General features: G+C 62.4%; 20 protein-coding genes and 1 tRNA gene. 16 read left to right on the plus strand and 5 right to left on the minus strand.

All coding sequences use genetic code 11. The features are described from left to right. The first annotated feature begins 6 nt into the window (after positions 1-6). Genes nrdR through BMX61_RS02615 form a run of 3 tightly spaced genes read left to right on the plus strand, consistent with a single transcriptional unit; the run spans position 7 to position 2,198 of the window. Positions 7-480 (plus strand): transcriptional regulator NrdR, encoded by a 474-nt coding sequence (gene nrdR, locus BMX61_RS02605; RefSeq protein WP_075627716.1) that lies wholly within the window; start codon positions 7-9, stop codon positions 478-480. A gap of 3 nt (positions 481-483) precedes the next feature. Next, positions 484-1,575, plus strand: coding sequence for a bifunctional diaminohydroxyphosphoribosylaminopyrimidine deaminase/5-amino-6-(5-phosphoribosylamino)uracil reductase RibD (gene ribD, locus BMX61_RS02610; RefSeq protein WP_075627715.1), 1,092 nt, complete (start codon positions 484-486; stop codon positions 1,573-1,575). Further along, on the plus strand, positions 1,575-2,198 hold the full coding sequence (locus tag BMX61_RS02615; protein WP_075627714.1) for a riboflavin synthase: 624 nt from the start codon (positions 1,575-1,577) through the stop codon (positions 2,196-2,198). The genes ribD and BMX61_RS02615 overlap by 1 nt, the downstream gene beginning before the upstream one ends. A 7-nt stretch (positions 2,199-2,205) precedes the next feature. On the opposite strand, the gene BMX61_RS02620 is transcribed toward BMX61_RS02615, so the two are convergent. Both BMX61_RS02620 and BMX61_RS02625 read right to left on the minus strand, forming a co-directional pair. Continuing rightward, positions 2,206-2,724, minus strand: coding sequence for a GNAT family N-acetyltransferase (locus BMX61_RS02620; RefSeq protein ID WP_075627882.1), 519 nt, complete (start codon positions 2,722-2,724; stop codon positions 2,206-2,208). Positions 2,725-2,864: 140 nt separating this feature from the next. Then, positions 2,865-3,401 (minus strand): GNAT family N-acetyltransferase, encoded by a 537-nt coding sequence (locus BMX61_RS02625; RefSeq protein ID WP_075627713.1) that lies wholly within the window; start codon positions 3,399-3,401, stop codon positions 2,865-2,867. A 162-nt stretch (positions 3,402-3,563) separates the two neighbouring features. On the opposite strand from BMX61_RS02625, the gene ribH reads away from it, so the two are divergent. The 3 genes from ribH to BMX61_RS02640 all read left to right on the plus strand — a co-directional run bounded on the left by ribH (position 3,564) and on the right by BMX61_RS02640 (position 6,974). After that, a complete protein-coding gene (gene ribH / locus BMX61_RS02630) occupies positions 3,564-4,025 on the plus strand; it encodes a 6,7-dimethyl-8-ribityllumazine synthase (protein ID WP_075627712.1) in 462 nt (153 codons plus the stop codon). After that, positions 4,022-4,516 carry a transcription antitermination factor NusB gene (nusB, locus tag BMX61_RS02635; RefSeq protein ID WP_075627711.1) on the plus strand — a complete coding sequence of 165 codons (495 nt, stop codon included), beginning with the start codon at positions 4,022-4,024 and terminating at the stop codon, positions 4,514-4,516. Before ribH ends, nusB begins: the two co-directional genes overlap by 4 nt. Positions 4,517-4,838: 322 nt before the next feature. Continuing rightward, complete coding sequence (locus BMX61_RS02640; RefSeq protein WP_075627710.1) at positions 4,839-6,974, plus strand: sodium-translocating pyrophosphatase; 2,136 nt, start codon at positions 4,839-4,841, stop codon at positions 6,972-6,974. 78 nt (positions 6,975-7,052) lie between these two features. Here the strand turns inward: BMX61_RS02640 and BMX61_RS02645 are convergent, their stop codons facing one another. Then, a complete protein-coding gene (locus BMX61_RS02645; protein ID WP_075627881.1) occupies positions 7,053-7,514 on the minus strand; it encodes an outer membrane protein assembly factor BamE in 462 nt (153 codons plus the stop codon). A gap of 288 nt (positions 7,515-7,802) precedes the next feature. On the opposite strand from BMX61_RS02645, the gene BMX61_RS02650 reads away from it, so the two are divergent. The 6 genes from BMX61_RS02650 (at position 7,803) to BMX61_RS02680 (ending at position 12,508) form a co-directional block, all read left to right on the plus strand. Further along, the gene (locus BMX61_RS02650; protein WP_075627880.1) at positions 7,803-8,348 is read left to right on the plus strand and encodes a ubiquinol-cytochrome C chaperone family protein; all 546 of its coding nucleotides are present in this window, start codon (positions 7,803-7,805) and stop codon (positions 8,346-8,348) included. Beyond that, positions 8,345-8,896 (plus strand): YceD family protein, encoded by a 552-nt coding sequence (locus tag BMX61_RS02655; protein WP_075627709.1) that lies wholly within the window; start codon positions 8,345-8,347, stop codon positions 8,894-8,896. Before BMX61_RS02650 ends, BMX61_RS02655 begins: the two co-directional genes overlap by 4 nt. 255 nt (positions 8,897-9,151) lie before the next feature. Further along, positions 9,152-10,228: a phosphate acyltransferase PlsX gene (gene plsX, locus BMX61_RS02665; protein ID WP_075627707.1), complete on the plus strand. Its 1,077-nt coding sequence runs from the start codon at positions 9,152-9,154 to the stop codon at positions 10,226-10,228. Beyond that, positions 10,225-11,196 carry a beta-ketoacyl-ACP synthase III gene (locus BMX61_RS02670; protein WP_075627706.1) on the plus strand — a complete coding sequence of 324 codons (972 nt, stop codon included), beginning with the start codon at positions 10,225-10,227 and terminating at the stop codon, positions 11,194-11,196. The genes plsX and BMX61_RS02670 overlap by 4 nt, the downstream gene beginning before the upstream one ends. Before the next feature lie 92 nt (positions 11,197-11,288). Continuing rightward, positions 11,289-11,627, plus strand: a complete 339-nt coding sequence (locus BMX61_RS02675; RefSeq protein WP_075627705.1) for an integration host factor subunit alpha — start codon at positions 11,289-11,291, stop codon at positions 11,625-11,627. A 350-nt stretch (positions 11,628-11,977) separates the two neighbouring features. Further along, a complete protein-coding gene (locus BMX61_RS02680; RefSeq protein ID WP_075627704.1) occupies positions 11,978-12,508 on the plus strand; it encodes a MerR family transcriptional regulator in 531 nt (176 codons plus the stop codon). Between the two features lie 298 nt (positions 12,509-12,806). On the opposite strand, the gene BMX61_RS24570 is transcribed toward BMX61_RS02680, so the two are convergent. Beyond that, the gene (locus tag BMX61_RS24570; RefSeq protein ID WP_170854888.1) at positions 12,807-12,971 is read right to left on the minus strand and encodes a hypothetical protein; all 165 of its coding nucleotides are present in this window, start codon (positions 12,969-12,971) and stop codon (positions 12,807-12,809) included. 325 nt (positions 12,972-13,296) lie between these two features. Continuing rightward, on the minus strand, positions 13,297-13,521 hold the full coding sequence (locus tag BMX61_RS24230) for a hypothetical protein (RefSeq protein ID WP_075627703.1): 225 nt from the start codon (positions 13,519-13,521) through the stop codon (positions 13,297-13,299). A gap of 190 nt (positions 13,522-13,711) precedes the next feature. On the opposite strand from BMX61_RS24230, the gene BMX61_RS25280 reads away from it, so the two are divergent. The 4 genes from BMX61_RS25280 (at position 13,712) to BMX61_RS02700 (ending at position 16,951) form a co-directional block, all read left to right on the plus strand. Then, positions 13,712-13,834 carry a hypothetical protein gene (locus BMX61_RS25280; protein WP_267890853.1) on the plus strand — a complete coding sequence of 41 codons (123 nt, stop codon included), beginning with the start codon at positions 13,712-13,714 and terminating at the stop codon, positions 13,832-13,834. 225 nt (positions 13,835-14,059) lie between these two features. Continuing rightward, positions 14,060-15,658: a GMC oxidoreductase gene (locus tag BMX61_RS02690; RefSeq protein ID WP_075627701.1), complete on the plus strand. Its 1,599-nt coding sequence runs from the start codon at positions 14,060-14,062 to the stop codon at positions 15,656-15,658. A 443-nt stretch (positions 15,659-16,101) separates the two neighbouring features. Continuing rightward, positions 16,102-16,178 (plus strand) — tRNA-Pro (locus BMX61_RS02695). A gap of 299 nt (positions 16,179-16,477) precedes the next feature. Next, positions 16,478-16,951 (plus strand): BA14K family protein, encoded by a 474-nt coding sequence (locus tag BMX61_RS02700; protein ID WP_075627700.1) that lies wholly within the window; start codon positions 16,478-16,480, stop codon positions 16,949-16,951. The last annotated feature ends 24 nt before the right edge of the window (positions 16,952-16,975 follow it).

Below are 16,975 nucleotides of genomic sequence, written 5' to 3' on the forward strand. Positions count from 1 at the left end.
GCCCGCATGCGCTGCCCCTATTGCGGATCGGAAGACAGCCAGGTGAAGGACTCGCGTCCGGCGGAGGATGGCACGGCCATTCGCCGCCGGCGGATCTGTCCTGATTGCGGCGGTCGATTTACGACCTTCGAACGGGTGCAGCTGCGCGAGTTGATGGTGATCAAAAAGACCGGCCGGAAGGTGCCTTTCGACCGGGACAAGCTCATGCGTTCCTTTGAGATTGCGCTGCGCAAGCGCCCGGTCGATCGCGAGCGTATCGAGCGCGCGGTTTCCGGCATCGTCCGCCGGCTGGAAAGCTCGGGCGAAAACGAGATCGCTTCCGAGCAGATCGGCCTGCAGGTGCTCGAAGCGCTGAAAGGTCTCGATGATGTCGGCTTCGTGCGCTACGCCTCAGTCTATCGCGACTTCTCCCATGCCGACGATTTCGAGAAGGTGATCTCCGAGATTTCGGCCAAGATCAGCCGCGATCCCGGACATTGATCGATCATGGCGGCGCTCGACGATGCCCGCTTCATGATGCGCGCGCTGGCGCTAGCCCGCATCCATCTTGGCACCACCGGCTCTAATCCGTCGGTCGGTTGCGTTATCGTTGCGCCTGATGGCGAAACCATTCTGGGCGAGGGCGTGACGGCGCGGGGCGGGCGGCCGCATGCCGAGCCGCAGGCGCTCGCGCAGGCAGGAGCTTTGGCACGCGGCGCCACCGCCTACGTCACGCTCGAACCCTGCTCGCATTTCGGCAAGACGCCGCCTTGCGCCGATGCGCTCGTGGCGGCCGGTGTGGCGCGCGTCGTCGTCTGCTTGCAGGATCCGGACATGAGGGTATCTGGCCGCGGTCTTGAGAGGTTGCGCGCGGCCGGCATCGCAGTGGAAACCGGCCTGATGGAGGCGGAGGGACGGCGGCTGCTCGCCGGCTATCTCACCCGCAAGCTGCTCGGCCGGCCACGCGTGATCCTGAAGCTTGCAGTCTCTGCCGATGGGTTGATCGGCCGCCGGGGCGAGGGGCAGGTGGCAATCACCGGTCCGCAATCGCGCGGGGCCGTCCACCGCCTCCGCGCGGAATGCGATGCCATCCTGATCGGCATCGGCACGGCTGCGGCCGACGATCCCCTGCTCAATGTGCGGCTGGACGGGCTGGAGGATCGCTCGCCGCTGCGTCTGGTGCTCGACCGCCATTTGACGCTCGCGCCGGAGAGCCAGCTCGCCCGAACGGCGACCGCGATACCAACCTGCGTGGTTGCCCTGCCACATGCGCGCGCCCGCAAGCCGGAGGCGGCCCGCGCGCTCGAAGCGCGAGGCGTGCGGATTATCGAAGCCGAAGACCTGCAGGCGCTGCTCACGCATTTGGCCGAGGAAGGGATCTCGACCGTGATGGTGGAAGGCGGCGCGGCGGTTGCCCGCGCCTTTCTCGATGCGGATCTTGTGGATCGCATCCTGCTTTTCGAGAGCGACAAACGCATTGGCCCTGTTGGCGTGGACACACCGTTGCGCACGCACGATCTTGCCGAGCGTTTCGCACTGGTGCAGGAAGAGCGCTTCGGCCTTGACCGCGCCCGTGATTTCGAAAGGATCCGCTGATGTTTACCGGTATCGTCACCGATGTCGGCACCGTTGCCGAAACGAGTCCGCTCGATGCGGGCGTGAAGCTCAAGATCGCCACGGCCTATGATCCGAAGACCATCGATATCGGCGCTTCTATCGCCCATTCCGGCGTCTGCCTGACCGTCGTCGCTTTGCCGGAAGGAGGGTCGAACGAGCGCTGGTTCGAGGTCGAAGCCTGGGAGGAGGCGCTGCGGCTGTCCACCATTGCCAGCTGGACGGTCGGCACGCGCATCAATCTCGAACGCTCGCTGAAGATCGGCGACGAGCTGGGCGGCCATCTGGTCGCCGGCCATGTCGATGACACCGCGGAAATCCTGTCGGTCGAGGACGAGGGGGAGGCGACGCGGTTTCGCCTGCGCGCGCCCGAGCATCTTGCCCGGTTCGTCGCGCCCAAGGGCTCGGTAGCGCTCGATGGAACGTCGCTCACGGTCAATGCCGTTCATGGCACGGATTTTGACGTCCTGATCATTCGCCATACGCTGGAGGTCACCACCTGGGGTGAGCGCAAGGCCGGCGATCGCGTGAATTTCGAGATCGACACCATGGCACGCTACGCCGCCAGGCTCGCGGAATTTCCGGCGCCGCGCCCTGCGGCCTGAGAAAGCCTCAGCGCTCGGAGATTACCACCGTGGCGCCGTGATAGACCGTGCGCGCCACCTCGCGAAAGCCGAGCTTGGTGGCAACCCGCAGCGATGCGCGGTTGGCGATGTCGATCAGGCAGGTCTTGCGCGTGGTCGGAAAGCTCTTGCGCGCCCAGGTAAGGGCAGCGCCGACGGCTTCTGTCGCATAGCCCTGGCCGTGAACGGTGGTGGCGATCGCCCAGCCGGTCTCCATTGAACCCTCGATCGACGGGGTGATGACGCGGTGGAGGTCGTGGAAACCCGCCTCGCCGATGAAGGCGCCTGTTGCGCGTTCCTGGATGGCGAAGAAGCCGAAGCCGAAATAATGCCACATGCCGACCTGGCGCAGGAAGCGGGCCCAGGCCTGCTCGCGCGAGTAGGGTATGCCGCCGATGAAGCGCGTGACCTCAGGATCGGCGAAGAGATGCGCATAGGGCGCAAAGTCGTCGCGCCGATAGGGCCTGAGGACGAGGCGCTCGGTCTCGATGGTGGGAATGGACTGCATCGGCATCGGTTCCAGGCAGGCGGACGGGCGGCTGGACGCGCGATCGCGCGCGGCGTCCAAGCCCATTGAAAGCCAGCAGAGGTTAAGGAGACCTCACGTGTCGATGCGTTTGCGCGCGAAAAGGCGTGTCGGCGAGCGCGTCAGGCCGCGTCTTGGGCAACCTCCCGGCGCAGCACCACCACCTCGCCATGATAATCGGTGCGCGCATATTCCAAAAAGCCAAGCTTGGAAGCGAGCTTGAAAGATGGCGCGTTGTCAGGAGCGATGATGGCGGTCATCGTTCGCCCGGGAAAAGTCTTGTCCGCCCAGTCGATCATGGCTTTCATGGCCTCGAAGGGGTAACCCTTGCCGTGAAAGGCCGGTAGAAGAGCCCAGCCCATCTCCAGCGTGCCGATAAGGGAGGGCGTCATGTCGCGCCGTACCTCATGAAATCCGCCCTCTCCGACAAAGCGACCCGTTGCACGCTCCTCGATTGCCAGAAAGCCGAACCCCATGAAGTGCCACATGCCGGGCCGGTTCATGAGTCGCATCCAGCTCTCTTCTGCGGTAAAGCGCTTGCCGCCGATATGGCGGACCACATCCGGATGCGCCCATAGATCGCAAAAGACGTCGTAATCGTCACGCCGATGCGGACGCAGGATCAATCGATCTGTCATGATGTCCGGCATGCTTTGCATGAGGCGACGACTCCTTTAGATGCCAATCATCTGCATTGGGATGATTTTGGAAAGCTGGGCCGGGCCGTCCTACACGAAAATCGCTTGCCAAGTGCGGCAAGCCGTGGTCTGACCGCCCAGATTCCGGAAAGCTCACGCGCATCATTGACGCCAGGATGACCTATGACCGATTCTGACAAGCCCCATATCCTGATTGTCGAAGCCCGTTTTTATGACGATATGGCCGACGCGATGCTCGATGGCGCGACATCCGCGCTGAAGGAAGCGGGTGCGACCTATGATGTCGTTACCGTTCCCGGCGCGCTGGAAATTCCCGCAGCCATTGCCATGGCGCTCGACGGAGCAGATGAGGGCGGCACCTATTATGACGGCTTCGTCGCGCTTGGCATGGTCATTCGCGGCGAGACCTATCATTTCGACATTGTCGCCAATGAATCCTCGCGCGCGCTGATGGATCTTGCCGTCAGCGAAAGCCTGGCCCTTGGCAATGGTATCCTGACCGTGGAAAATGACGAACAGGCGTGGGCGCGTGTCCGCAAGTCCGAAGGCGACAAGGGTGGCTTTGCCGCGCGTGCCTGCCTCACCATGATCGACCTGAAGAAGAAATTGAGCGGCCAGCCGTGACCAATCCGACCCCTGAAAACGACGGCCCCGCTGCCGTCAAGCAAGTCAACCAGCGCGGTGCCGCGCGCCTGGCGGCCGTGCAGGCGCTGTACCAGATGGATATCGGTGGCACCGGCGTCCTGGAAATCGTTGCCGAATATGAAATCCATCGCCTGGGGCAGGATATCGATGGCGACACCTATCTGAAGGCTGATACCGGCTGGTTCCGCTCGATCGTCTCGGGCGTGGTGCGCGACCAGCGCACGCTGGACCCGATGATCAAGTCTGCCCTTCAGGACGACTGGGCGCTCTCCCGTCTCGACTCGACCGTGCGCGCCATTCTGCGTGCAGGCACGTTCGAACTGGTCGAGCGGCGCGACGTGCCTGTCGCCGTGATCATCACCGAATATGTCGAAATCGCGCGTGCCTTTTTCGAGGAGGACGAGCCGCGCCTCGTCAATGCCGTGCTGGACCGAATCGCCCGGCAGATTCGCACCGACGTGCGCAAGTAGGCTTCCTGTCGGTTCTGCCGCGCGGCGCCACAGGTGCTGCGCGGCGATCCCCCCGCCTCGGCGAGCGGCTGGACGTGTCTTCCAGCCCGCTTTGCGGCCCTTCTCCGCCATCGCGGCCGCCTTTGACGCATCATCCCCGCATTTCTTTAGGCTTGTGACGAATCGCCCCCGGTCGCACGCGTCGCGGGCGCTTGACGCGCTTTTGCCGCCGCAGCACTCTGCCACATCCATGGTCCAAGCTTGAGGAGGCGCGGGCCTGGGGAGGAGAGGCGCCACCGGTCAAGGGCATCGCCCGCCGGTCGCCGGAGGAGGAAAAAGCGTGATGAGCATTCTAGTCGGCGTCATCGCATGCGCATTGGTATCCGTGATCTATGCGGTCTGGGCGACGCGCGTCGTCCTGGCCGCGGATCAGGGCAACCAACGCATGCGTGAGATCGCGGGTTTTATTCGGGAGGGGGCGCAGGCCTATCTGACACGGCAATATGGGACGATTGCGCTGGTGGGCGTCGTCGTCTTCCTGGCGGCCTGGGCGCTGCTGTCCGCCATGGCTGCGATCGGCTTCCTGGTTGGGGCCGTGCTTTCGGGCGCGGCCGGCTTTATCGGCATGCATGTGTCCGTGCGGGCCAATGTGCGCACCGCACAGGCCGCCTCCGTGAGCCTGGCCTCGGCGCTGGACATCGCCTTCAAGTCCGGCGCGATCACCGGCATGCTGGTTGCTGGCCTGGCGCTTCTTGGCGTATCCGTGATGTTCATGATCCTGACGGTGTTCATGGGGCTTGAGCCCGGCTCGCGTGAGGTGATCGACACGCTCGTGGCGCTCGGCTTCGGCGCCTCGCTGATTTCGATCTTCGCGCGCCTGGGCGGCGGCATCTTCACCAAGGGCGCCGATGTCGGCGGAGATCTCGTCGGCAAGGTCGAGGCGGGCATTCCCGAGGACGACCCGCGCAATCCGGCCACTATTGCCGACAATGTCGGCGACAATGTCGGCGACTGCGCCGGCATGGCCGCCGACCTTTTCGAGACCTATGCCGTCTCCATCGTCGCCACCATGGTGCTGGCCGCGATCTTCTTCGCCGGAACGGCGGTTCTCGAAACCGCCATGCTCTATCCCCTCGCAATCTGCGGCGCCTGCATCCTGACCTCGATCGCCGGCGCTTTCTTCGTCAAGCTCGGCGCCAATGGCTCGATCATGGGCGCGCTGTATCGAGGGCTGATCGCCACAGGCTTCCTGTCGATCATCGGCCTTGCCATCGCTACGACGCTGACGGTCGGTTGGGGATCGCTCGGCTCGGTTGCGGGCCGCGACGTCACCGGCACCAACCTGTTTGCCTGCGGACTTGTCGGGCTGATCGTGACGGCGCTGATCGTCGTGATCACCGAATATTATACCGGTACCAACAAGCGGCCGGTCAATTCCATCGCCCAGGCGTCGGTCACCGGGCATGGCACCAATGTGATCCAGGGCCTGGCCGTCTCGCTCGAATCGACCGCGCTTCCGGCGATCGTCATCGTCGGCGGCATCATCGCCACCTATCAGCTCGCCGGCCTCTTCGGCACCGGCATCGCGGTGACGGCCATGCTCGGCATTGCCGGGATGATCGTGGCGCTGGACGCCTTCGGCCCGGTGACCGACAATGCCGGCGGCATCGCCGAAATGTCGCATCTGCCGCCGGAGGTGCGCAAGGTCACCGACGCGCTCGATGCGGTCGGCAACACCACCAAGGCGGTGACCAAGGGCTATGCCATCGGCTCTGCCGGTCTAGGCGCGCTGGTGCTTTTTGCGGCTTACGCCAACGATCTCGCTTATTTCGCCGCGCATGGCGACCGCTATCCGTATTTCGCGGATGTCGGCGCGATCTCTTTCGATCTGTCCAACCCTTACGTGGTGGCGGGGCTGATCTTCGGCGGCTTGGTGCCGTACCTCTTCGGCGGCATCGCCATGACGGCGGTGGGCCGTGCAGGCGGCGCGGTGGTCGAGGAAGTGCGCCGGCAGTTCCGCGAAAAGCCCGGTATCATGGAAGGGCGCGACCGGCCGGATTACGGCCGCGCGGTCGATATGCTGACCAAGGCGGCCATCCGCGAGATGATCGTGCCGTCCTTGCTGCCGGTGCTGGCGCCTGTGATCGTCTATTTCGGCGTACTTGCGCTTTCGGGTTCCAAGGCTTCAGCCTTTGCCGCGCTTGGCGCCTCGCTGCTTGGCGTCATCGTTAACGGCTTGTTCGTGGCCATCTCCATGACCTCGGGCGGCGGCGCCTGGGACAATGCCAAGAAGAGCTTCGAGGATGGTTTCGTCGGCAAGGACGGGGTGCGCCATGTCAAAGGGTCTGAGGCGCACAAGGCATCCGTGACGGGCGACACGGTCGGCGATCCCTACAAGGATACGGCGGGCCCCGCAGTCAATCCGGCGATCAAGATCACCAATATCGTTGCGCTCTTGCTGCTGGCCGTTCTGGCCTGAGATCGAACGGCGCATGAAAAACCCCGCGCGACGCCAACGTCGCGCGGGGTCTTTTTAATCCACCGGCAAGGCCCGGCTTTAATTGTTGCCGTTGCCGCCATCGGCGAAGATCGATTTCGCCATGCTCTTGCCGATGCCATTGCCGCTCAGAACCTGGCCAAGGAAGGTCATTTCCTTGCCGCCCGTCGGCGTGGTGCGCGAGATCGTATCGAAGACGCGGCCGTCCTGCAGCGTGTAATGAGCCAGTTTCGCGACGGTGCCATTGGCATCGAAATAGACGGCGAGAATCGACTGATCGACGATCTTCGGCTTCATGAAGGCGGCGGCGCGATGGCGCTTCTGCGAGATGTAGTAGAACACCTCATTGTCGAATGTCGCGGTTGTCGAAGGGGTGCCGAGCGAAAGCAGCACCTGCTCGCGGCTGGAGCCGACGGGGGCGAGCGCCAGAGTCTGCTGGTCGACCACATAGCCCTGATTATAGGTCTGGCCGAGCGAGTCGCCTGTTGCGCTGCAGCCGGATACGGCCGCGGCCGAGAGCATCAGCGCCAGGAGCGCGCGATGCCTGAACCCAGCCTCCCTGGCTGCGATCGTCAGATTGGCGGTCCGCGAAAGCTTCCGTGTCTTGAAAATGCGTCTCGTCAACGACATCTACCCCTGGACTGCAGCCGCATGGATGAATGCGGCGGGCGGGCCTCGCGGCCGCGCCATTGCTTTTTGTACCTGCTTCGGTAAACCAGCTTCCGCGATCATGCAACATGACGATGCGCGGCCGTTGCTCGGATGAATGGCCCTCTCGGCTTTTTGAAGCAGGCAAACCTAGGCGTAATCATGGTCTTCGGGCTGTTCGGCAAAAAAAACGGCAATGCGGCGATCGTCGCCCGCCAGTATCAGGCGCTGACGGAGTCTGCCCGGCAGCCCTTTCTCTATGCCGAGCGTGGCGTGCCCGATACGGTCATGGGCCGCTTCGAGATGATTTCGGCGGTGCTGATCCTTTATTTCCGCCGCACGCGCGCCAGTGGCCGCGCCGGCCAGGAGATCGCGCAGGAAATCATCGACGCCTTCTTCGAGGATGTCGATCATTCGATCCGGGAACTGGGCGTGGGCGATGTCAGCGTGCCGAAGCGGATGAAACGGCTGGCCGGCATGTTCTATGGCCGCCTGGAAAGCTATGCGGCGGCACTCGACCAGGGCGATGCGCAGGCGCTGGCAGATGCGCTCTCGCGCAATCTTTACCCCCAGGCGGGCGCCGATGCGCCTGATATGGCCGGGCTTGCACACTATATGCTAGAGGCGGAGGCGCGGCTTTCCGCCATGACGGAAGCGCAGGTGGAAACCGGCCGCCTGAGCCTGATCTCCGGGACAAACGGACAATGACCTTGAAAGACAGACCGCCCTTTTCCTATCGCATCCGCGTTGGCCATGTGTCGCACAACCCGCTTGAGGTGCATGTGGAGGCGGATGACCGCGAACGCGCCGCGCTCGCCAAGCTCTGGCAGGTGCTTGAGATCCATTCTCTTGTCGCGGACGTGAAGCTGACGCGCTGGAAGCGTGACGGCGTGAAGATGGCGGGACGCGTCCGGGCGAAGCTGGTGCAGGCCTGCGTCGTGACGCTTGAGCCGGTGGAAGGCGACATCGACGAACAGGTGGAAGCGATCTTCGTGCCGGAGGACTCGCGGCTTGCCCGCATTGCTGCCAATGACAGCGCCGAGATGTTCATCGACCCCGATGGTCCAGATATGCCCGATGTTTTCGAGGGCGATGAGATCGATATCGGTGCGGCCGTGGCTGAATATGCCGCGCTGGGCATCGATCCCTATCCCCGCAAGCCGGGCGTCGCCTTTGCGCAAGCCGAACAAGACGAAGCCGTGGAAGACAAGCGCCCCAATCCCTTTGCCGTCCTGAAGGACTGGAAAAAGGATTGACGCGGAGGGCAGGGCGGTACATTCGGATGTCGCCTGTGCGATGGACGCGGCTTTCCGACGGTCTCGTGGTTAATGCGGATTGAAAACCGTGCCAGGGGCCGCAGCGGCCAGCAGCCCGGCAGCGATCACCGGGGCGCAAGAGCCTCAGGCCCGGCCGGCCCTCTCTGGCTTGGGCCTCAGGCGAATGGCGACCTGCGCCATGGCCGATGACGATATCGGCATGGCGCAATGGGACACGGATAGGATTAGGCGGGCGTGATCAGAATTTCTCTCGATGTGATGGGCGGCGACTTCGGTCCCGAAGTCGTCCTGCCGGGCGCTGCCCGGGCGCTGGAGCGTCATCCGGATATCCGCTTCGTGCTGTTCGGCGACCAAGCAATCTGTCAGCCGATCCTGGAGCGTTTTCCCAAGCTCAAGGCTGCGAGCACGTTTCACGCAACCGACATTGCCATTGCCATGGATGAAAAGCCGAGCCAGGCGCTCCGGCGCGGGCGCGGCAAGTCCAGCATGTGGCAGTCGCTCGACGCGATCAACAAGGGCGAGGCGGATGTCGTGGTCTCGGCCGGCAATACCGGCGCGCTGATGGCGATGGCCGTCTTCTGCCTGCGCACCATGGCCGGCGTCCAGCGTCCGGCGATTGCGGCGATCTGGCCGACCCTGAAGGGTGAAAGCATCGTTCTCGATGTCGGCGCCACCATCGGCGCCGATGCGCGCCAGCTGATGGATTTCGCCCTCATGGGCGGCGCCATGGCCCGCGCTCTGTTCGAACTTGATCGTCCGACGCTTGGCCTGCTGAATGTCGGCGTCGAGGAGATCAAGGGCCAGGAGCAGGTTAGGGAGGCTGGCCAGCTTCTGCGCGAGGCAGGGCTCGATGGCATCGACTATGTCGGCTTCGTGGAAGGCGACGATATCGGTAAGGGCACGGTCGATGTTGTCGTGACCGAGGGCTTCTCCGGCAATATCGCGCTGAAGGCCGCCGAGGGCACCGCGCGCCAGATCGCGACCTATCTGCGGGCCGCCATGTCGCGGACGCTGATGGCGAAGATCGGCTATCTTTTCGCCAAAAGCGCCTTTGATCGGCTGCGCGAGAAGATGGACCCGCGCAAGGTCAATGGCGGCGTGTTTCTCGGGCTGAACGGCATTGTCATCAAAAGCCATGGCGGCGCCGACGCCGAAGGTTTCGCAGCAGCCATCGATGTCGGTCATGATATGGTCCGAAACGGGCTGAAAAACAAAATCGAGGCCGATCTGGCCAAATACCGCGCCGCCCAGGCGCCCGAAGGGGCGACTGTCGCCGGCAATGTGGGCGGCGAGATTGGAAAGCAAGAATGATCAGGTCTGTTGTACGCGGTTTCGGAGCAGCGCTGCCGAAGCGGGTGGTGACCAATCAGGAATTGGAAAAGACGGTCGACACCACGGATGCGTGGATCGTCCAGCGCACGGGCATTCGTCAGCGTTATATCGCCGGCGATGGTGAGACAACGGCCTCGCTCGGCGAGGCGGCCGCACGCGAGGCACTGTCGCGCGCCGGCATCGAGCCCCAGGCGATCGACCTCATCATCGTGGCCACCGCCAGTCCCGACAACACTTTTCCGGCCACATCGGTCGATATCCAGGCTCGGCTTGGCATCACCGGCGGTGCGGCTTTCGACATGCAGGCAGTCTGCTCCGGCTTCGTCTTTGCCATGGCAACGGCGGATGCCTATCTGCGCACCGGCATGGCGCGCCGCGCACTGGTGATCGGCGCGGAGACCTTCTCGCGCTTGCTCGACTGGACGGACCGCACCACCTGCGTGCTCTTTGGTGACGGCGCTGGCGCTGTCGTGCTTGAGGCAGTCGAGAGCGCCGGCACCGGCGACGACCGCGGCATCCTGACGGCGCAGTTGCGCTCGGATGGTTCCCACAAGCAGAAGCTCTATGTCGATGGCGGTGTTTCCACCACCGGCACGATCGGCCATCTGCGGATGGAGGGTCGCGAAGTCTTCAAGCACGCCGTGGGCATGATCACCGATGTGATCGAGGCCGCTTTCGCCGCCACCGGCACGACCGCCGAGGATCTGGACTGGCTGGTGCCGCATCAGGCCAACCGGCGGATCATCGACGGCTCGGCGAAGAAGCTGGGCATTCCGCTGGAAAAAGTGGTGGTGACAGTGGACCAGCACGGCAACACCTCTGCCGCCTCCATTCCGCTTGCCCTGCATGCCGCAGCATCCGACGGGCGCATCAAGCAGGGCGATCTTGTGCTTCTGGAAGCCATGGGCGGCGGCTTCACCTGGGGTTCGGTCCTCCTGCGCTGGTAATCGAATTTCTATTTCAATTGAACCGCTTGACCGGCTGCGACATCGGCAATAGTCTTGCCGCCGCATCAGCGCAGTCAACATTGGCGGGGAAGATGAGCGGAAAAACGGTGACACGCGCGGATCTGGCCGAATCGGTCTTCCGCAAAGTTGGACTTTCGCGCACCGAATCCGCCGAGTTGGTGGAAACAATCATCAACGAGATCTGCAACGCCATCGTGCGGGGCGAAAGCGTCAAGCTTTCCTCTTTCGCCACCTTCCAGGTGCGCGACAAGAACGAGCGGATCGGCCGCAATCCGAAGACGGGCGAGGAAGTGCCGATTTCGCCGCGCCGTGTGATGACCTTCAAGGCATCCAATGTGCTGAAGCAGCGCGTGCTCAAGGCCCATCTTGCCCGCAAGGCAAAGACCAAGCCCGCGCCACCCGCACCCTGACGTCGTCTGCGAGTACACGCGCTTTATCTGTGCACATGCTGACAGGTCACCCCGAGTGATTTCGGTTGAAAACCGCGCGATAAACCGTTGATTTTCACCATGATTATGTGAGAGATTCGAGCGACGGGCAGGTTTGATCCGCGCTGTCTACTTCGTCATGTTGCGTAAGCCTTTTTGTAAGGTTTTGTCGACGGTTAGGCGGCTGGCTCCCGGCAGACCTCGTGGGTGAACCAAGGGACCTCAAGGGCCCGCGGCAAACCGAGCGCATACTGCCGTGTCGGCATATACGCGCCTCCCGTGCAAAGAGCTCAAGCGTATAAGGTGCCGGATCGGCGCCCTCCGAGGACCCGATGGACAAAAGCCCGGATGCCTTTCGCACCATCAGCGAGGTGGCGGACGATCTCGACCTGCCGCAGCATGTTCTCAGATTTTGGGAAACACGCTTTACTCAGATCAGGCCGATGAAGCGCGGCGGTGGCCGGCGCTACTACCGGCCTGAAGATGTCGATCTGCTGAAAGGCATTCGTCATCTGCTGTATGACCACGGCTACACTATCAAGGGAGTGCAGAAGCTCCTGAAGGTCAATGGAAACAAGTTCGTGGCGGCTATTGCCAGCGGCGACCTTGCCACGGTGGAAGCACTTGCGGCCGCCAGCAACGAAGATGGCGGGCCGAAGCTTGCAGCGGGTGATGAAGATCAGATCGTCGGCCGCGCCAAGCCGCCGGCCAGTCGCCGCTTCTTCTCCTTCGGCGGAAACCATGACGAGACGCCCGATGTCACCATCGGCAAGGGGTCCGTCAACAAGGAGGATCGGGCTCTTTTGCAGGAGGCGCTCTACGACCTTCTGGAATGCAAGCGCCTGCTCGATCAGGTACGCTAAAGCAACGGACCGAAAAGTGGGAACCGGTTTTCGGAAAAATCCGATGCGAAAACAAAAATGGAGAGCGTCAGACTGCGTATGATTTTCAGTCGGACGCTCTAGGCGAGGTCGATTCAAGATGCCGATCGACCAAGGGTCTGGTCTTATAGATGCCTACTGCCGCGCCGGCTAGGTATCGGCTCTCTTATGCGTTGACTTCGGCTGGCGTCGTAAGGCGGAAGAGCGAGCCGTGGACCCAACGTACAACGTCAAGATTCGGCCATTCTCGTCACGTATCGGTTTAGCTATCGCGTGATCCTCAATGAAAATTCAGCGACAGTTGCTTGGGCTCATATTGTGGCTTGCGCGCGATGTCGATGCGGGAAAACGTTTCCCGGCGGCGCTTTTCGGCAGCTTCACGGGCAGCGCGCGAGGCCGCGACGGCAGCAAGGGCAGAGGCGATCACGTCTTGGGTCCGGTTCACGGGGCCTGTTCCTCAACAAGTGTTCCTGTTTTGTTCTTTAGCTGATTTGCGAATCGCCTGCAAGTCTTCTTTCGCCACCTTGGCTGTGCCAGCGTGGGGTGGATTGGGTGCGTGAAGGATGATGAAAGGGGGGCGGAAATCAGTGCGGTTCTGAGCACGTCATGTCTCGATGGCGACGCAGAGGAAACGTAGCTGCCACTTCGCCATCGGCTGGAGAATATAATTGACTGCTGACGGCTGTTTTAAGATTTCGGCTATTCTCGAGAAAATATAGGCCGAGCAGCCCGGAAAAATATCTTTTTCAGGTCCTGCCGTTCAGCTGTGATCAGTGCGCTTTATCGGATACGTCGGTCCATTCGGGCGTCGTTGTCTGTGCCCGGTTCGTCGGGTAGGGAGACAGGCAATGGTCGGTGGCATGGAGCAGATCGCGTGAACGATCCAGGCGCTTTTGTGTGCGCGATGTGATTGTGAGCAACTCATCGCGGTCACGCTCAATTTTCAGCGCGGTGATCCGTGCAAGGCTGGTCGTTGCTGTCAGGCTCGGCCGCATGGACAAATCTCCCTCGATTGTCGCTGGCGAATATTTATCCGCTAGGCGGAACGCATTGCCGCGCTCTTTGTTCGGATCATGGTCAATTTTCCGGACACAAAGCATCATGCCCTATACGCAGGCGGATTTTCAGCGAGCGGACCAGGCCGTAAGACGCGCGGAGGAGCGCGTTTTGCGGCAGGAACGATTGATGAGCCGCTTACGGTCCCGCGGCGTCGGGATGCGGGAGGCAGACCGCCTTCTCGTACAGTTCTATGAGGCCTTGGACATCCAGCGCCGCTATCAGAACATGGTCAAGCGCGATCTGCGTTGATCCAACTCTTCTCCAGCCTGTCTCGCTGGCAAGTCCTCTACAGCATTGTTCTTCGTCTTGATCGCAAAGCTCTGCCTGTATAAAAGATAGTTATCAATTAAGAGGGAATGAAAACGCGCAGCGCTTTTGCGGGAAGAGGGACGTCCTGGTGATGCGGCATCGAGCCTTGTCGGACATCGAGAGCAATCGCTCCCGATCGGAATGTGATGGCGGAAGGGCTTCCGCATGATTGAAGACAGTCTGCATCTGGAGGACGAAGCAAGTCTCGCTTGCGATCTCTGCATCATTGGCGCTGGCCCGGCGGGGATCGCGCTGGCCAGGAAGGCGGCCTCGCCATCCTGCCGGGTGATTCTGCTCGAAAGCGGCGGGCTGGAGGTCGAAGAGGATCTCCAGGTGCTCAACAAGGGCTTCTCATCCCCGCTGAATCTGAAAGGCATGGAAGAGGGCCGCGCGCGGGCGCTGGGCGGAGCAGGGCGCCTCTGGGCCGGGCAATGCCTGCCTTTCGACGACATCGATTTCGCGCAGCGCCCTTGGGTGGCCCATAGCGGCTGGCCGATCGACGCGGCGCAGCTGCAGCCTTTCGTCGACGAGGCCAAGCGCTTTTTCTGTGTCGAGGAGGATGTCTTCGATGCACGGAATTACGGTCTCTTCGGGCTTCAGGCTCCGCCTTGGCAGGCAGACCGGCTCAAGGCGATGTTCACCGTCTACACACCTGATGTCGATGTCGGCAAAACCCATTTTGCCGCCCTGAAGGCGGACGCCAACGTTACGGTGCTGCTCCATGCAACGGCCACCGAGATCCGCACCGACGAGACGGGTACGGTGACCTCTGGCGTGGCCGTGAAGACTTGGAGCGGCAAGTCCCTGACGATCAATGCGCCGGTGGTTGCCCTATGCGCCGGCGGGCTGGAAAATGCCCGTCTCCTGCTTCTGTCCCGCTCGGTCAATCCCAAGGGGCTTGGCAACGAGCATGATCTCGTGGGCCGCTTTTTCCAGGATCATCCGAACGGGATCACGGCAACGCTCACCTCGGATGGAGCGCATCTCCAAGATCGATTCCGGCTGCTCTATCGTCGGGACAAGCGCTATTTTCCGAAATTCGCCCTGTCTGAAACGCTCCAGCGCGAGCGGCAGGTCCTCAATGCCAATGCGCATCTTGTCTTCGACTATCCGAGCGAGAGCGGCATGGCCTCGTTGCAGGAGATTGTGCGCGGCATCCGAGCCCAGCGCTTGCCGGATCGGATGCGCGCGCATATCTGGCGTTTGCTGCGCGATTTTCCCGATGTCGCCGCCGCCGCCTGGCGCCGTCTCCAGGGCCAGTCGCCACGCGCCAAACCCTCCGCCGTCCATCTGCAATGCTATCTCGAGCAGGAACCTTCGGCACAAAACCGCGTCCAACTTGACGAGACCAGGCGCGACCGGCTCGGCGTGCCGATGGTCAAGGTGACCTGGGACGTTGGGACACTCGAGCGCGAGACGCTGACGACCATCACCCAGACCGCAATCGACGAGTTCCACCGTCTCGGCCTCGGCGACTTCAAGATGGCGGACTGGCTGACGGCGCCCGGTGATGCGTGGAAAGCGCAGCTCAGTGATTGCAACCACCATGCCGGCACGACAAAAATGGCGCGCGACGCGCGTGATGGCGTCGTCGATACCGATGGCCAGGTCTTTGGCGTCAAAGGGCTCTATGCCTGTGGCGGCAGCACATTCCCTACATCCGGTTACGCCAACCCGACCCTCGTCATCGTCGCCCTAGCCCTTCGGCTCGGTGACCATCTGAGACAGCGGCACGAAGAGACCGGGGTGCGGGCGGTGGCTTGAGCCCGGCTTTGAGAGCCTCGGCAAGAAGAGCCTACGAGATCGCCTGATCCGCCTGCCGCATTTTTTGGGAGGAGTCTTCCGCCTGTTGTTTCCCTGCAGCCCTATATCAGCTTTGCCGGCTGCGTTTCTGTGGCTGAGCGCATGCACTGGGCAGGGCGGCCGCAGCGGTGATTGCGACGGCGGTGACGCGTCCGTTCGAGATGACGCGTCACTGCAAGTTTGCCATGCCCATAACCTCCGTCACGGACCTCTGTCCCAAGTTCGTCAACGCGCGTTATGGATGGCAGTTGGCGGAAGAAGCCGTCAAAAAGCGGCTCGTGGGACTTTGGTGGGACTCGATGTGGTTCTCCCTGCATTTGCGCCTTTTATCGTCCTTTTTGCCAAGAAAATTCCGGACGGGGGCTTGCGCCTAAACACCCGGTCCTATAGGGATTTCGCCGTGTCGGAGCGTAGCGCAGCCCGGTAGCGCACTTGACTGGGGGTCAAGGGGTCGTGGGTTCGAATCCCGCCGCTCCGACCATTTTTCCAGAGAGCCCCCTAGCTCTGGATCCTCTTCTCAAAAGAGACACAGGCCTTCCACCCTCATTCATTGGGTGAGTTTGGGCACTTCGAGCATCAGCTCCCTGCGATATAGATTTGTCACATTCGCGCGTTGACCATACTCGTTCTCGCGAAAATGTGATGTCGTCCCGCGGAACGCTTGCCCGTCCCAAAGCATTGTTTTCCCACAGCTCCTGTGCTGCCATCCGGCGTGACATGGAGTGTGTTCCAGTTGAGAGCGCGGCCGCCAGTTCGAAGCTGCGCCGGAAGGGAGAAGCAATGAAGAAAATCCTTGCCCTCATCATGTCTGCAGCCATGGCTCTGCCTGTGGCATTGCCGGCTCAAGCCATGCCGCGTGCACCGATTGCCGTTGCGCAGGATACATCCGACGTGATCCAAGTCGACAATCACCGTCGCTGGCGTCCGCATCATGGCTATCATCGCGGCTGGCGTGGCGATCATGGCTGGCGTCACGATGGTCGACGCCATTGGCGCGGTGACCGTGGCTGGTATCGCGATCGCTCCTATTATCGCCATCGTGACCGTAGCTGGGGCATTCCCCTCGGCGCGCTGGCTGCTGGCGCCATCATCGGCGGGGCCATCGCCGCTCCGCCACCGCCACGCCGGATCTATCGTAGCGCCGGCAATGCCCATGTGAACTGGTGCTATGCGCGCTATCGCTCGTATCGCGCCTATGACAACACGTTCCAGCCCAATTACGGGCCGCGCCGTCAGTGCTATTCGCCCTATTAACGGCTTGCCAACGCCTATCATCAT

The sequence above is a fragment of the Xaviernesmea oryzae genome, assembly GCF_900109605.1.
Taxonomy (GTDB): domain Bacteria; phylum Pseudomonadota; class Alphaproteobacteria; order Rhizobiales; family Rhizobiaceae; genus Xaviernesmea; species Xaviernesmea oryzae.